This is a genomic window from Solwaraspora sp. WMMA2056 (assembly GCF_030345095.1).
Taxonomy (GTDB): Bacteria; Actinomycetota; Actinomycetes; order Mycobacteriales; family Micromonosporaceae; genus Micromonospora_E.
This window is the reverse complement of record NZ_CP128360.1, coordinates 5839077-5854993: the sequence shown is the minus strand read 5'-3', so window position 1 is coordinate 5854993 and position 15917 is coordinate 5839077. Positions and strand designations below refer to the sequence as shown.

The window sequence follows — 15917 nt, the reverse complement described above, 5'->3', positions numbered from 1 at the left end:
TCATACCCATCCCTCAACTGGAGGTCCCATGCGACGGCCCCTCGTCGCCCTCACTCTGGCCACCGCACTGCTGGTCGCCGCCTGTGGTTCCGACTCGTCCTCCGACGAGGCCGACGGCACCGGCGAAGTAACCGACGTCACCGTCGGCGTCATCCCGATCGTCGACGTCGCGCCGATCTACCTCGGCGACGAGAAGGGCTTCTTCGCCAAGCGCGGCATCAACCTGACGATGGAGAGCGGCCAGGGCGGCGCCGCCATCGTCCCCGGTGTCGTCAGTGAGCAGTTCCAGTTCGGCTTCAGCAACGTCACCTCGCTGATGACCGCCCAGGTCAGCGACGTACCGATCAAGGTCGTCGCCAACGGGGTGGCCTCGACCGGCAGCGCCGACGGTGACTTCGGCGGCGTCGCGGTCAAGGAGGACAGCGCGATCCAGACGGCGGCCGACCTGGCCGGCAAGAAGGTCGCGGTCAACACCCTCAAGAACATCGGCGACACCAGCGTGCGGGAGTCGGTCCGCAAGGCCGGCGGCGACCCCGAGAACATTCAGTTCGTCGAGATGCCGTTCCCCCAGATGCCCGCGGCGCTCGAAAACGGCGACGTCGACGCGGCCTGGATGGTCGAGCCGTCGCTGACCGTCGCCAAGGACGCCGGTGCCCGGGTCGTCGCGTGGAACTTCGTCGACACCGCCCCCGAGCTGACCGTGGCGGTCTACTTCACCAGCACCAAGCTGGCCCAGGAGAACCCCGACCTGGTCACCCGCTTCCAGGAGGCGATGGCCGAGTCGCTGTCCTACGCCAACGCCCACCCGGACGAGGTGCGTGACGTGCTGCGCAGCTACACCGACATCGACCAGGCCATCCTGGACGCGATGACGCTGCCGCAGTGGCCGGCGGAGATCAACCGTGCGTCGATCGAGCGGGTCGCCGAGCTCGGCCTCGCCGACGGCGTCTTCGAGTCCGAGCCGGATCTGGACGCGCTGCTGCCGTGACAGCGGTCGACAACACCCCGGTCGGGGCCGGCACCGCCGGCCCCGACCGGGGCACGTCACCATCCGGGCCCCGGCCGACCCGGCGGCGCCGGCCGTCGAACCTGCTGCTCGGCCTCGCCGGGCTGGCCGGCCTGCTCGCCGTGGTGCAGATCCTGCCCGCCACGCCGCTGGTGTCGGCCCGGTACCTGCCGCCGGCCACCGAGATCCTCGCCGCGCTGGTCGACCTGCTCGGCGAAGGCCGGTTCTGGGTCGCGCTGGGCGACACCCTCACCGCCTGGGCGATCGGGTTGGCCATCGCCGTCGGCGCCGGCATCGCACTGGGAGTGCTGATCGGTACGGTGCCGCTGCTGCGGGCCCTGACCGCCTCGACGGTCGAGTTCCTGCGCCCCATCCCGTCGGTGGCGCTGATCCCGCTCGCCGTGCTGCTCTACGGCACCGGCATCGAGTCCACCCTGCTGCTGGTCGTCTACGCCGCCTTCTGGCAGGTGCTGGTCCAGGTGCTCTACGGCGTACAGGACGTCGACCCGGTCGCCGACGAGACCGCCCGCAGCTACGGCCTGGGCACCTGGGCCCGGGTCCGACACGTCGTCTGGCCCACCGCGCTGCCGTACGTGATGACCGGCGTACGACTGGCCGCGGCCGTCGCCCTGGTGCTGGCGATCACCGCCGAACTGGTGATCGGTGCCCCGGGGCTGGGTAACCGGATCGCGGTCGCCCAGACCTCCGGTGCCGTGCCGTTGATGTACGCCCTGGTGGTGGTCACCGGCCTGCTCGGCGTGGCGATCAACCTGATCGCGCGGGCGGTGGAGCGCCGGGCGCTGTCCTGGCACCAGTCGATGCGTGGCGAGGTGATCGCGTGACCGGGCTGGTCAAACGGGTGGGCTTCGCGCTCGCCCTGCCGGCGGTGCTGCTCGCCGTCTGGTGGTTCGCCACCGCCGGCAGCACCAGCTTCTACTCCCCGCCGTTGAGCCGGATCCTCACCGTGTTCCCCACGACCTGGACGCCCGAGCGGCTGCTGGCCGACGTACTGCCCAGCCTGCTGCGGCTGGCCGGCGGCTACACCGTGGCCGTCGTGGTCGGGATCGGACTCGGCGTCCTGGTCGGCAGCTTCCGGACCGTACGCGGTGTGCTGGAACCGGTGCTGGAGTTCTTCCGCGCCATTCCGCCGCCGGTGCTGGTGCCGATCATCATGCTCTTCGCCGGCATCGACAACACGATGAAGGTCGTGGTGATCGCCGCCGGGTGCGTCTGGCCGGTGCTGCTCAACACCGTCGAGGGCGTGCGCGCCACCGACGAGGTGCTCTCCGACACCGCCCGGTCGTACGGGATCACCGGGGTGGCCCGCCTGCGGCACCTGGTGCTGCGCGCGGCCAGCCCGCAGATCGCCGCCGGCATGCGCCAGTCACTGTCGATCGGCATCATCCTGATGGTGATCAGCGAGATGTTCGCGGCCAGCAACGGGCTCGGCTTCACCATCGTGCAGTTCCAGCGCACCTTCGCGATTCCGCAGATGTGGAGCGGCATCCTGCTGCTCGGCCTGCTGGGCTTCGCCCTGTCCGTGCTGTTCCGCTTCGTCGAGCTGCGCGCCCTGGCCTGGTACCACGGCCTGCGGCGGGCGCAGCGCAGCTCATGAGAAAGGTGCCGAGCGATGCTCGATGTCCAGGGCCTACGTAAGGTCTACGACGGGCGCCAGCGCCAGGTGGAGGCGGTGCGTGACCTGACCTTCACCATCGCCGCCGGTGACCTGGTGTGCCTGGTGGGCCCGTCCGGTTGCGGCAAGACGACGCTGCTCAAGTGCATGGCCGGCCTGCTTCCGCCCACCTCCGGGCAGGTGCGGTTGCGCGGCGAGACGGTCACCGGCCCGCCGCCGGGCATGGCCGTGGTCTTCCAGGAGTACGGGCGCAGCCTGTTCCCGTGGATGAACGTGCGGGACAACGTGGAGCTGCCGCTGCGGCAGAAGCGGATGGCCCGGGCCCGGCGTCGGGCACTGGTCGACGAGGCGCTGGCCGCGGTCGGTCTCGCCGACACCCACAGCGCCTATCCGTGGCAGCTCTCCGGCGGCATGCAGCAGCGGGTGGCGATCGCCCGCGCGGTGGCGTACCAGCCGGACGTGCTGCTGATGGACGAGCCGTTCGCCGCGGTCGACGCCCAGACCCGCGCGGACCTGGAGGATCTGATCCGCCAGCTCTGGCAGCGGCTCGGCGTCACCATCCTGTTCGTCACCCACGACATCGACGAGGCGGTCTACCTGGGTCAGCGGGTGCTGATCCTGTCCTCCTCGCCGACGGTGGTGCAGGACGAGGTCACGGTGGACCTGCCGGTCGACCGGGATCAGCTGCACACCCGCGCCGACCCGCGCTTCACCCAGTTGCGCGGTCACGTCTACGAGCAGATCCAGGCCGCCAAGCGGGGTCAGCGCGCCCCGGCCGGCCAGCACTGACCTGCCGGAGGGAGCCCTGTCATGTCCGTCGCCTACCTGGTGTCCGGCGTCCGTACCCCGATCGGCCGGTTCGCCGGCGCGCTCGCTGCGGTGCGTCCGGACGATCTGGCCGCCCACGTGATCCGTGAACTCGTCGCCCGGCACCCGTCGGTGGACTGGGCGGCCGTCGACGACGTGGTGCTCGGCTGCGCCAACCAGGCCGGTGAGGACAACCGCAACGTGGCCCGGATGGCGGCGTTGCTGGCCGGGCTGCCGGAGCAGACCAGCGGTACCACGGTCAACCGGCTGTGCGGCTCCGGGCTGGACGCGGTGGCGATCGCCGCCCGCGCGGTGGTGGCCGGTGAGGCCGACCTGGTCGTCGCCGGTGGGGTGGAGAGCATGAGCCGGGCACCGTTCGTGCTGCCCAAGGCCGCCACGGCGTACTCGCGGGCGGCGGAGATCCACGACACCACCATCGGCTGGCGGCTGGTGAACCCGCTGATGCGCGCCGGCTGGGGCACCGACTCGATGCCGGAGACCGCCGAGAACGTGGCTGCCGAGTACGGCGTCGAGCGCACCGCGCAGGACGCCTTCGCGTTGCGGTCCCAGCAGCGGGCCGCCCGGGCACAGGCCAGCGGCCGACTGGCCGCCGAGATCGCGCCGGTCGAGGTGCCGCAGGGCCGCAAGGGCACCGTGACGGTCGCGGTCGACGAACACCCCCGGGAGACCTCGGCGGACAAACTCGCCGCGCTGCCGACGCCGTTCCGCGACGGCGGTACGGTGACCGCCGGCAACTCCTCCGGGGTCAACGACGGTGCGGCGGCGCTGCTGGTGGCCAGTGCCGACGCCGTGCGGCGGTACGGGCTGACCCCGTTGGCCCGGGTGGTCGGTGCGGCCACCGCCGGGGTGGCTCCCCGGGTGATGGGGATCGGCCCGGTGCCGGCGACCCGGCGACTGCTCGGCCGGCTCGACCTCAAGGTCTCCGACGTGGACGTCATCGAGTTGAACGAGGCGTTCGCGGCGCAGGCCGTCGCGGTGCTCCGCGAGCTGGGCCTACCGGAGGACGCCGAGCACGTCAACCCGAACGGCGGGGCGATCGCACTCGGGCATCCGCTCGGTGCCAGCGGCGCCCGGCTGGCGTTGACCGCAGCGCTGGAGTTGCGCGAACGGTCCGCCCAGCGGGCACTGTGCACCATGTGCATCGGGGTGGGGCAGGGCATCTCGCTGCTGCTGGAGTCGGCCCGCTGAGGTTCCCCCGGGCCGGTACGCCGTCGGGCAGCTTTCCGGCATTGTCGTGAATCTGCCAGCGGTGCACATTCCACCGTCGCGGCGCTACCATGGGCCGGCGAACCGCGTCGCCAGGAGGCTGAGGGCAGGATGGCGGACCAGCTCGACGACGTACCGGCCGGGGTGGACATCTCGCGCCCCAGCGCGGCCCGGGTCTACGACTATTTTCTCGGCGGCGCGCACAACTTCGAGGTCGACCGGCAGCTCGCCGAGCAGATCATGGCGATGACACCGCATCTGGCCGAGACCATGCGGGCCGGCCGGGCCTTTCTGCGCCGAGCGGTACGGATGCTGCTCGCCGACGGCGTCGACCAGTTCCTCGACATCGGATCCGGCATCCCCACCGTCGGCAACGTCCACGAGGTCACCCACGCGGTCGACCCGACGGTGACCGTCGTCTACGTGGACATCGATCCGGTGGCGGTGGCACACAGCCGGACCATCCTGGCCGACGTCACCACCGCCGCCGTGATCCAGGCCGACCTGCGTGAGCCCGACACGATCTGCGACCGGGCCGCGGCGACCGGGCTGATCGACTTCGACCGGCCGGTGGCGGTGCTGCTCGCCGGAGTGGCCCACTTCATCCCCGACGCCGACGGTCCGCAGGAGATCCTGCGCCGGCTGCGGGCCCGCCTCGCCCCCGGCAGCTATCTGGTGATCTCCCACGCCACCTACGAGGACCAGCCGCCGGAGGTGCTCGCCGCCCAGCGGCTGTCGGCCCGCACCGACACGGAGATCACGTTGCGGTCCAGGGCGGACGTCGCCGCGATGTTCGGCGACTTCACCGTCGTCGAGCCCGGAATCGTGCACCTGCCGCTGTGGCGGCCGGACTCGCCGACCGACGTGGATGATCACCCGGAGCGGTTCGGTGCCTTCGGCGGTGTCGCCCGCCGGGACGCCGCCCTGTCCTGATCATGTCGGCGTCCGGTACGGGCGACGCGGCCGCCGGGATCGACGTCGACGGTGCGCGGCGGTTCGCGCAGCGCTGGGCGGCCGCCGCCGGCCAGCTCGGCTACCTGCCCCTGAGCTCAGCCGAGACCGTCGACATCCTTCTCGGGCACACCCTGCGACTGGCCGCCGCGGTGACGGCCGCGACGTTCAGCGACGAGCCCGGCCGTGACGTCGGGCGGGCGCTGGTCGACGACCATCTGACCGAGCCGGCCGTGCTCGACTGGACGGTGTCCGCCCTCGGCCGCGACTTCCTGCCGCTGGTGCTGCCGCACCTGGCGGACCCGGCACCGGCCCGGCAACGGGTCAGCCAGTTGCAGGGAACACTGGCCGGCGGCTACGCCCGCGCGTTGCGCAACCGGGTCTTCGCGCAGCAGTCCAGCATCCGCCGGGCCGCCTGGTCCGCCCGCGACGCCGCCGAACAGGCGCTGCGCGACAGCGAGGCCCGGTTCCGGGCGGTGTTCACCGGTGCCGCCATCGGTATCGGCATCGCCGACCTCACCGGCCGGATCATCGACGTCAACCAGGCCTTCGCCGACATGCTCGGTTACCCGGTGGCGCAGCTGCGGGAGGTCAACGTCGGGCAGCTGTTCCACCCGGACGACGCTCCCGGCATGTACCAGCTCTACCTGGAGCTGATCGAGGGCAAACACGACAGCGTCCGGGTCGAGAAGCGGTACTACCGCAAGGACGGCCGACCGATCTGGACCGACCTGGCGGTGTCGCTGGTGCGCCACGACGACGGCCGCCCCCGGTTCACCGTCGCCATGGTCGAGGACATCAGCGACCGGTACGAGATGCAGCGACGGCTGCGGTTCCAGGCCGAGCACGACCCGCTCACCGAACTACCCAACCGGGTGCGGTTCTTCGACGAGCTCGCGGCGGCGCTCGCCGACGACCAGCAGCAGGTCGGGGTCTGTTTCCTTGACATCGACGGATTCAAGTCGATCAACGACGGGCTCGGTCACGGTGTCGGTGACCGGGTGCTGACCGTGGTCGCCCAACGGCTCGTCGCCAGCGTCGCAGACGCCGGGCATCTGGCCGCCCGGATGGGCGGTGACGAGTTCGTGATCCTGGTGTACCGCTGCGCCGGCACCACGGAGCTGGTCGGCGTCGCCCAGTCGGTGCTGACCGCCCTCGCCGCACCGATCCACGTCGACGGTCACCAGCTGACCGTCACGGCCAGCGCCGCGGTGGTGGAATCCGCGCAGGCCGGTCGGGATCCCACCGATGTGATGAAGGCCGCCGACACGACGTTGCAGTGGGCCAAGGCGGCCGGGCGCGGCCGGTGGGCCGCCTTCGACCCGGTCCGTGGTGCGCAGGACGTCACCCGCTCGGCGCTGGCCGCCGCGTTGCCGGCGGCCCTGGACCGGGGCGAGTTCGTGGTGGAGTACCAGCCGATCGTCCGCCTCGCCGACGATACGACGACCGCGGTCGAGGCGCTGGTCCGCTGGGAGCATCCACAGCTCGGCCGGCTGGGCCCGGACCGGTTCGTCACCCTCGCCGAGGAGACCGGCCTGATCGTGCGACTCGGCCGGTGGGTGCTCGAGCGGTCCTGCCGGCAGGCGAGCCGGTGGCATGCCGCGTACCCGCACGTCCCGGTCGTGGTCAGCGTCAACATCGCCGCCCGGCAGGTCAGTGATCCGCAACTGGTCGCCGAGGTCGCCGGGGTACTGACCCGCACCGGGTTGCCGCCGCACCTGCTGCAGCTGGAACTGACCGAGAGCGCGGTCATGGCCACCGGCGGCGAGCCGTTGCGGGCCCTGCGCCGCCTGGCCGATCTCGGCGTCCGGTTGGCGATCGACGACTTCGGCACCGGCTACTCCAACCTGGCCTACCTGCGGCGGATGCCCATCCACGTACTGAAGCTGGCCGGCGGCTTCGTCGAAGGGATGCGCGCCGACGGGCCCCAGGGCGACCGCGACGAGCGGATCGTCGACGCGCTGGTCCGCCTCGCGCACGCCCTCGACCTGACCGTCACCGCCGAGGCCGTGGAGACCGCGAAGCAGGCGCGGCGGCTCGCCGCGCTCGGCTGCGACCAGGCACAGGGCTGGCACTTCGGCCGTCCGGTGCCGGCCGACCAGATCACCGCTGCGCTGTCCCGGGACCAGGACCAGGGGCCGGGCCAGGGGCCGGACCGGGGGCCGGACGCAACCGGACCGTGACGGCGCCGTCGGTCGGGGGCTCCTCGGCCGCCGCGCGGGCGAACCGCACCAGGTCCGCCACGGGCACGCCGTACGGCGGCTGCTCGGCGTACGGCGCGATCCGTTGGGCCGCACGGGCGAGCAACCGGGCGGCGCCGGTCGGGTTCCCCCGCCGGGCGTGGGTCAGTCCCACGGCCAGCTGGGCCAGGCCGCGCCAGAACTCCCGCTCCGGTGCCGGTGCCGCCTTCCAGGCCGACTCCAGCACCTCGTGGGCGTGGAACGGCCGGCCGGCGTCGAGCAGCCGCTGCGCCTCGTCGAGCGCCTCCACCGGGGGGAGCACCAGGTCGTCCGGCATCGTCGGCACCCCGGGTGCCCCCGGCGGCAGCGGCCGACCGAGCTCGTCGCGGGGCCGGGCGTTGCGGGGACGCCCCGCACCGTCGCGGTCGCGGCCGATCGGCGTACGGGTCACCCGGCCAACCCTAGCTGGCGGCCGGGGGCAGGACCCGCGCCGACGACCCGCCACCCCATCGCGGATCCAGCGCGATGGTGAGCGCCTCCTGGGTGGTCAACACCGGCTCGGTCGGCCGGCTGGTGCTGTCGTCCCACGGCACGCAGCGGGCGATGTTCAGCTCGACCCGAATGCCGTCCGGTCGCTGTACCCACAGCCCGCGACCGGTCAGGCAGTCGTCCGGCAGGTCGTAGATGACCACGGTGGTGCCGTCCGGCAACGAATAGCACAGCTGCCCGGCCTCGCACCGCGTTGCCGAGGCCGGATCCACGTGCGAGACGGTCAACCGGATCATCCCCGGCCCGGCACCCCGGTCCAGTCGCAGCGCCACGGTCGACATGCCCGACGCGGTCCAGGGCTCGTCGCTCATCCGGTAGTCACTGGTCCGGCCCTTGGGGAGGAGCCCGAGCAGCAGCTTCAGCGCGTCCTGGGCGGTCGCCGGTGCGATCTGTCCGTCGAGTTCGGGCGCGACGACGGTGAAATCGAGCGACTCCGGCGCCGGACAGTTGGTGACGTGGGTGCGCGGGGACAGCGACGCCGACAGCCCCGCCGGATCGCTCTCGCCGCACCGGGGACGCGGCGTGGCGAGCGGGCTCGGGTTCGCCAGGGCACCGGCGGACGGCCCCCGGGTCAGGGCCGGTGCCGGTGCCGGCACCGTGACGGTGGCCGGCGGGGCGGCGGCCGGCGCCACGTCGTCGACTCCGCCGCTGGCGATCGCCCCCAGCACTGCCGGGGTGAGCAGGATCGCGACGGTGGCGAACGCCGCGGCGGCGACACCGCCGACGGTGGCCAGCGCCCGGCGTACCCGGCGTCGCCGCCGGCCCAACCGGATCGACGTCGTCACCAGGTCCCCGAGCGGCGGCGCCGGCTGCCCGAGCAGCTCCTGCTCCAGCAGCCGTTTCATCTCACCCGCCACCGTGCCCGCCTCTCCCGTGTCGCCGAACCGGAACCGCCTGCGGTCGTGTCGAACACAGCACTCACACCCGGCATGACGTCACGGCCGCACCGGCGGGTGACCCGGCCGGTGACCTTCGTACCGTACGGGCACCGTCGGCGTCCCTGCGGTGTCGCCTACGGCACGCGTCGTCGGTGACGCGCGGCGTGTCGACGCGCGGTCGCGGCGTGCAACGATGGGGCGATGGGCAAGGTGTACCCCGACATCGACGGCCGCCTACGGGCCTTCATCGAGGCACAGCCGATGTTCTTCGTCGCGACCGCGCCGTCGGGAGGCGACGGTCACGTCAACGTCTCCCCGAAAGGAATGCGGGGCACGTTCGCCGTACTCGGGGCGCATCGGGTCGCGTACCTGGACTACCACGGCAGCGGCGCGGAGACGGTGGCGCATCTGCGCGACAACGGGCGGATCACCCTGATGTTCTGCGCGTTCGACGGCCCACCGAAGATCGTCCGGCTGCACGGCCAAGGGTCGGTGGTGCCGGTCGACGACCCCCGGTTCACCGGGTTGGCCGCGATCTTCGACGATGCACCGGATCAGCACGGGGCGCGCTCGGTGATCCTGGTCGACGTCACGCGGGTCAGCGACTCGTGCGGGTACGGCGTCCCGTTGCTGCAGTACGGTGGCGACCGCGACCTGTTGATCCAGGCGCACGCCCGCCGCAGCGCCGACGATCTGGTGGACTACCGCGCCACCCGCAACGCGGTCAGCCTCGACGGTCTGCCGGCGTTCTCCTGACCGCGCCGTCGCCGCCGGTCCGGTCGGCGGCGCTGCCGATGGTGTCCGTCGGTGCGTTCACGCGACCGATGGTGTCCGCCGGCACGTTAGGGCGGGACCGCCACAGGGTAGGAGGCGGGCCACGCCGGATGGTCCGGGGCAGGGGACGGTCCGGCACCGGCCGGGCGGTGCGGTGGCGTGACGGGGTTCGATTACTGAAGGTGGTCAGTGATGGCAGAGGGTGATGAGCCGGCGGGGACCGCACCGGCACCGGCACCAGCCACCACGGGAGCCGCCCTGCCTGCCGCGCTCGCCGCCGCGTTCGACGCGGGCGGCGACATGGGGGCGATGATTCGCGACCGCGACTGGTCCGCCACGCCGCTCGGCCCGCCGCACCAGTGGCCGGCGAGTCTCAGCCACGCCGTCGCCATGATGCTCTCCTCCCAGGCCCAGATCGTCCTGTACTGGGGTGACGAACAGCGGGCGTTCTACAACGACGCGTATCTGCCCACCATCGGGGCCAAGCATCCGGCGGCCCTGGGGGAGCCTGCGGCACACCACTGGTCCGAGCTGTGGGACGTCCTGGAGCCACTGTTCGACCGGGTCGTCGCCAGCGGGACCGCCTACCGGGGCACCGACCACCCGTTCATGCTCGAACGGCACGGCTTCCTGGAGGAGACCTACTTCGACGTCTCCTACGATCCGTTGCGGGTCGAGGACGGCAGCGTCGGCGGGGTCTACTGCGTCGTCAGCGAGACCACCGGTCGGGTGCTCGGTGAGCGGCGGTTGCGGGCGCTGGCCGACCTCAGCACCCGGTTGTCGGATCTGCAGAGTCAGGCGGAGCTGCGCCGGGGAGTGCTCGAGGTACTCGACGGGTGTCGCGGCGACGTACCGTTCGCTCTGCTCTATCTGGGTCCCGACGCCGATTCCGCCCGACTCGCCGGCGTCACCGGCGTGCCGGCGGAGACCGTCGTCGCGCCCCGGCATCCGGACTCCGACGCCGCCCCGGCGGCGCTGCTCGCCGCCTTGCGCGAGGGCACCGACGGGTCGGCACCGGTCGGTGACTTCGTCGCCGTAGCACCGGACAGCGCGGCCGCCGACGCGGTCGTCCTACCGATCTGCGCCGCCACCGATCCGGTCGGCGCGCTGGTCGTCGGGCGCAGCCGGCATCTGCCCTTCACCGGTGACTACCGTGACTTCTTCGACCTGCTCGCCCGCCAGGTCTCCAGCGCGGTCACCAACCAGCGGGCCTATCTGCACGAACGGGCCAGGGCGGCGGAACTGGCCGCGATCGACCAGGCCAAGAGTGACTTCTTCGCCAACGTCAGCCACGAGTTCCGGACCCCGCTGACGCTGCTGCTCGGGCCGATCGAGGACCAGCTCGACGAGCCCGACCTGCCCGCCGCGCACCGGGAACGGGCCGAAATGATGCACCGCAACGCGTTGCGGCTGCTCAAGCTGGTCAACACGGTGCTGGACTTCTCCCGACTGGAATCGGGGCGGGCGCGGGCCGCGTTCCAGCCGGTCGACCTGGCCGACCTCACCAATCGCCTGGTCAGCACGTTCCGGTCGGCCGCGCAGCGCGCCGGCCTCGACCTGGTGGCGGACTGCCCGCCGCTGCCTGTCGAGGTCCACGTCGATCCGGACCTGTGGGAGAAGGTCGTGCTGAACCTGCTCTCCAACGCGCTGAAGTTCACCTTGGAGGGCGGCATCACCGTCCGGCTGCGCCAGCGCGACCAGCTGGCGGAGCTGACCGTCGCCGACACCGGGATCGGAATTCCGGCGGCGGACCTGCCGCACCTGTTCGAACGGTTCCACCGGGTGGCCGGAGCCCGGGGCCGCAGCCACGAGGGCACCGGCATCGGACTGGCCCTGGTCCGCGAGCTGGTGCAGCTGCACGGCGGCACCGTGGCGGTACGCAGCGAACCCGGCCACGGCAGCGTCTTCACCGTCGGCGTCCCGCTCGGCACCGGGCACCTGCCGTCCCCGTCGGTCGGGCCGGCGGCCATCGACGTCGACGCCTCCGACGTCGACGCCTCCGACGTCGACGCCTCCGACGTCGACGCCTCCGACGGCAACGGCATTGTCGGCAACGCCGTTGCCGACAACGACGTGGTCCGGCTGCACCTGGCCGAGACCGAACGGTGGACCGGTACGGCACCGGCCGGACCGCAGGCGACGACGCACGGCGGCACCGACCCCGCGTCCTCGTCGCGGGCCGGGGCGCCGGTCGGACGGGTGCTGGTCGTCGACGACAACGCCGACCTGCGCGACCACGTCAGCCGGCTGCTGGCACCGTACTGGCAGGTGGCGACCGCGACCGACGGCGCCGAAGCGTTCGACCTGGCCACCCGGACCGCCTTCGACCTGGTCCTGACCGACGTGATGATGCCGAACCTCGACGGATTCGGGCTGGTCGCCGCGTTGCGGGCGGACCCGCGGACCCGGCACGTACCGGTCGTGGTGCTCTCGGCCCGCGCCGGGCCGGAGTCCGCGGTCGAAGGTCTCGCCGCCGGTGCCGACGACTACCTGATCAAGCCGTTCGCGGCGCGGGAGCTGGTCGCCCGGGTCCGAGCCAACGTCGAACTCGGCCAGCTGCGCGGCCGGATCATCCGCCAGCTGCGGGCGCTCGCCGACGCCGCCATCGCGGTGAACACCGCGCAGACCACCACCGAGGTGCTACGGGCGACGGTGGCGCACGTCCAGCGACTGGCCAACGCGGCCCGGGTGGTCGCCACCGCCCCCGGGGCCCGCCACGAGGCCGACGGTGGTGGTCGCAGCACCGGTGAGCCGGCAGCGGCCATCCCGTTCATCGGCGCGACCGGGGAACGACTCGGGGAACTACTGGTCTGGCCGGCCGACGAGGCCGGCACCGACATCGACTCCACCGCCCTGGCGGAGTTCGCCCGGCTGGTCGGCCTGCGGCTGGGCAATGCCCGGTTGTACGAGGCGGAACACCGCATCGCCACCACCCTGCAGCACAGCCTGCTGCCGCAGACGCTGCCCCGGGTGCCGGGTGCCCTGCTCGCCAGCCGGTACCTGCCCGGCAACACCGAGGCCGAGGTCGGCGGCGACTGGTACGACGCGGTGGAGGTCGGCGGCGGCCGGCTCGTGCTGGTCATCGGCGACGTGGTGGGAAAGGGCGTCAGCGCGGCCGCCACGATGGGGCAGTTGCGCAACGCGTTGCGCGCATACCTGCTGGAGGGGTTCGCCCCCGGGGACGCACTGACCCGGCTGAACCGTCTGATGGCGACGATGAGCCGGCGGTCACTGGCGACCGTGGTGTGCCTGTCGGTCGCCCCGGCGACCGGTGAGCTGCGCTACGCCAGCGCCGGGCACCCGCCGCCGGTGCTGGTCGTCGACGGTACGGCGCACCTGCTGCACGAGCGGGCCCTCGGGCCGCCGATCGGGGCGATCCCGGCGAGCAGGTACGCCACGGCGGTCACCCGGCTCGACGTCGGCACCCGGCTGATCTGCTACACCGACGGGCTCATCGAGGACCGGAGCGAGGGCATCGACGCCGGCCTGGACCACGTCCGCGCCGACGCGGTGGCCGGCGGCGACCATGTCGAGGACGTCGCCGACCGGCTGCTGCTACGGGTGGCCCGCCGGCCCCGCCGCGACGACGTCGCGGTGCTGGTGCTGGAGACCACCGAGCTGGACCGGCTGACGCTGCGACTGCCGGCGCAGGCGACCAAGCTGGCGCTGCTGCGACGGCGGCTGGAGGACTTCTTCACCGCGCACGGTCTCAGCGAGACCGACCAGTTCGATCTGACCGTGGCGATCTCCGAGGCGGCCGCCAACGCGATAGAGCACCCGGTGAGCCCGGCGGACTCCGACATCTGGGTCGACGTCTCGATCGACGGCGACGACCTGACGGCCAGCGTGCGCGACAGCGGCGGCTGGCGGGAGGCGACCGACGCCGGGTTCCGGGGGCGCGGGCTGGCACTCATCGCCGCCCTGGCCCAGCTGCGGATCGACCGTGACGAACACGGCAGTCGGGTGACGCTGGGCCGTCGGCTGGCGGCGCGCCCCGGTCGCGGCTGAGCGGCGACGGCCGGGCGGGTGGCGGACCCGCGACGGTCAGACGGGTGGCTGACCGGCGACGGTCAGGCCGTGGCGAGCCACGGTTGTTCGCCGAGCCCGGAGACCTCCAGAACCCGGCGGACCTGCCGCGACGGCAGTACCGTCAGCGCCTGCGGGTAGCGGTCGATGAGCTGGATCAACGCGTGGATCGCTGCCGAGTCGAAGAACGACACCTGACGCAGGTCGAGCGTGAGGGCGTCGGCGGCGACCCGGGTCGCCGCCTGGTACATGCTGTCCGCCGTCGCCATGTCGACTTCGCCCTGCACCGTGACGGTCAGGCGGTCGCCGTCGAGGTCACTGGTGGCGGAGAAGACCGGTTCCGGATCCTCGAGGTCCACGCAGTAGAAGATGGCACAACTGTGCGGATCCATCAAGAATCGGAGGTACCGGGTGGTCCGGGTCGCCGGCGGGGCAGCGGGCCGGGCCCGCCTGGGACGTCAGCCGCCCAGGTCCGGCGATACCCTGGGGGGATGACCGCCGTCCGCGCACCGCTGACCCCCGGCACCGTTTCGCCCTGGCGCGAGGTGCCCACGCACATCGCCCGGCCGGAGTACGTCGGCAGGGATTCGCCCACCCCGTGGCGCGGCTCGCACGTGCAGACCCCGGAGACCATCGAGCGGATGCGCTTCGCCGGTCGGCTGGCGGCCCAGGCGGTGCAGCTCGCCGGCGAGTACTGCAAGCCCGGGGTGACCACCGACGAGATCGACCGGGTGGTGCACGAGTTCCTCTGCGACCACGGGGCCTACCCGTCCACGCTGGGGTACAAGGGCTTCCCAAAGTCCTGCTGCACCAGCCTCAACGAGGTCATCTGCCACGGGATCCCGGACTCGACGGTGTTGACCGACGGCGACATCATCAACGTCGACGTGACGGCGTACATCGGTGGTGTGCACGGCGACACCGACGCCACGTTCTGCGTCGGTGAGGTCTCCGAGGAGGCCCGGCTGCTGGTGGAGCGGACCCACGAGGCGATGATGCGGGGCATCCGGGCGGTCGCCCCGGGCCGGCAGATCAACGTGATCGGCCGGGTGATCGAGTCCTACGCCCGCCGGTTCCGCTACGGCGTGGTCCGCGACTTCACCGGCCACGGCATCGGTGAGGCGTTCCACAGCGGGCTCTACGTGCCGCACTACGACAGCCCGCGCCCCACTGACGTGATGGAACCGGGGATGACCTTCACCGTCGAGCCGATGATCACCCTCGGCACCCACGAGTACGACGTCTGGCGCGACGGCTGGACCGTGGTCACCAAGGACCGCCGGTGGACCGCGCAGTTCGAGCACACCATCGTGGTGACCGACGACGGCTACGAGATCCTCACCCTGCCCTGACGGCCGCCGGAGCGGGCCCACCGGTCCGACTCAGCACGTTCTCGCAGTGGTCGAGCCACCGGACCTCCGCCTCCGCCTGAAACAGCTGGGCGTCCAGCACCAGCCGCTGGGCCAGGTCGGCAGGGGCGACCGCCAGCCGGGTCCGGTTCAGGTCCCGCAGCTCGTCCATGATCGCGGCGCGTTGGGTGGCGAGGATGGCCGGTACGTCGGCACCAGGGCTGACCAGCGCGACCGCGACCTTGATGGCGAGCTCGTCCCGGCCACGGGTGGCGCGGGGGACCGGGCTGGCGAACCAGCGGGCCAGTTCGTCCCGGCCGGGACCGGTGATCTCGAACGGTCGCTGCCCGGCCTCGTTGGCCGGCAGGGCGTGGACGAGGCCGTCGCGCTGCAGCCGGGCCAGCGTGGTGTAGACCTGCCCGATGTTCAGCGGCCAGGTCTGGCGGGTCTGCGCCTCGAACACGGCGCGGAGCTGGTAGCCGTACATCGGTCCGGTCCCGAGCAACGCCAGCAGGCCGTGACGGATGGACATGGCAC

Annotated in this window: 14 protein-coding genes; 10 read left to right on the top strand and 4 right to left on the bottom strand. The window is 72.4% G+C overall.

The window, feature by feature from the left end; genetic code table 11:
* Positions 1-28 precede the first annotated feature (28 nt).
* The 7 genes from O7608_RS26495 to O7608_RS26465 all read left to right on the top strand — a co-directional run bounded on the left by O7608_RS26495 (position 29) and on the right by O7608_RS26465 (position 7807).
* Positions 29-988, top strand: coding sequence for an ABC transporter substrate-binding protein (locus tag O7608_RS26495; protein ID WP_289207156.1), 960 nt, complete (start codon positions 29-31; stop codon positions 986-988).
* Positions 985-1848, top strand: a complete 864-nt coding sequence (locus O7608_RS26490; RefSeq protein ID WP_289207155.1) for an ABC transporter permease — start codon at positions 985-987, stop codon at positions 1846-1848. The genes O7608_RS26495 and O7608_RS26490 overlap by 4 nt, the downstream gene beginning before the upstream one ends.
* Positions 1845-2621, top strand: coding sequence for an ABC transporter permease (locus tag O7608_RS26485; protein WP_289207154.1), 777 nt, complete (start codon positions 1845-1847; stop codon positions 2619-2621). The genes O7608_RS26490 and O7608_RS26485 overlap by 4 nt, the downstream gene beginning before the upstream one ends.
* 15 nt (positions 2622-2636) lie before the next feature.
* Positions 2637-3428 (top strand): ABC transporter ATP-binding protein, encoded by a 792-nt coding sequence (locus O7608_RS26480; RefSeq protein ID WP_289207153.1) that lies wholly within the window; start codon positions 2637-2639, stop codon positions 3426-3428.
* Positions 3429-3449: 21 nt separating this feature from the next.
* Positions 3450-4655, top strand: a complete 1206-nt coding sequence (gene pcaF / locus O7608_RS26475) for a 3-oxoadipyl-CoA thiolase (RefSeq protein WP_289207152.1) — start codon at positions 3450-3452, stop codon at positions 4653-4655.
* Positions 4656-4784: 129 nt separating this feature from the next.
* Complete coding sequence (locus O7608_RS26470) at positions 4785-5606, top strand: SAM-dependent methyltransferase (protein ID WP_289207151.1); 822 nt, start codon at positions 4785-4787, stop codon at positions 5604-5606.
* A 2-nt stretch (positions 5607-5608) separates the two neighbouring features.
* Positions 5609-7807 (top strand): putative bifunctional diguanylate cyclase/phosphodiesterase, encoded by a 2199-nt coding sequence (locus O7608_RS26465; RefSeq protein ID WP_289207150.1) that lies wholly within the window; start codon positions 5609-5611, stop codon positions 7805-7807.
* Here O7608_RS26465 and O7608_RS26460 read toward each other — a convergent pair.
* Positions 7728-8255 (bottom strand): DUF309 domain-containing protein, encoded by a 528-nt coding sequence (locus O7608_RS26460; RefSeq protein WP_289207149.1) that lies wholly within the window; start codon positions 8253-8255, stop codon positions 7728-7730. The two genes, O7608_RS26465 and O7608_RS26460, sit on opposite strands and share 80 nt — an antisense overlap.
* Positions 8256-8265: 10 nt before the next feature.
* Entirely contained in the window at positions 8266-9198 is a 933-nt protein-coding gene (locus tag O7608_RS26455) for a hypothetical protein (RefSeq protein WP_289207148.1), read from the bottom strand.
* Positions 9199-9432: 234 nt separating this feature from the next.
* On the opposite strand from O7608_RS26455, the gene O7608_RS26450 reads away from it, so the two are divergent.
* Positions 9433-9987, top strand: a complete 555-nt coding sequence (locus O7608_RS26450) for a pyridoxamine 5'-phosphate oxidase family protein (RefSeq protein ID WP_289207147.1) — start codon at positions 9433-9435, stop codon at positions 9985-9987.
* A 210-nt stretch (positions 9988-10197) separates the two neighbouring features.
* Positions 10198-14013, top strand: coding sequence for a SpoIIE family protein phosphatase (locus tag O7608_RS26445; RefSeq protein WP_289207146.1), 3816 nt, complete (start codon positions 10198-10200; stop codon positions 14011-14013).
* A 62-nt stretch (positions 14014-14075) separates the two neighbouring features.
* On the opposite strand, the gene O7608_RS26440 is transcribed toward O7608_RS26445, so the two are convergent.
* Positions 14076-14390, bottom strand: a complete 315-nt coding sequence (locus tag O7608_RS26440; protein WP_289207145.1) for an STAS domain-containing protein — start codon at positions 14388-14390, stop codon at positions 14076-14078.
* Positions 14391-14522: 132 nt separating this feature from the next.
* On the opposite strand from O7608_RS26440, the gene map reads away from it, so the two are divergent.
* A complete protein-coding gene (gene map / locus O7608_RS26435; protein ID WP_289207144.1) occupies positions 14523-15383 on the top strand; it encodes a type I methionyl aminopeptidase in 861 nt (286 codons plus the stop codon).
* Here map and O7608_RS26430 read toward each other — a convergent pair.
* A complete protein-coding gene (locus O7608_RS26430; protein WP_289207143.1) occupies positions 15370-15912 on the bottom strand; it encodes a PadR family transcriptional regulator in 543 nt (180 codons plus the stop codon). The two genes, map and O7608_RS26430, sit on opposite strands and share 14 nt — an antisense overlap.
* Positions 15913-15917: the final 5 nt, after the last annotated feature.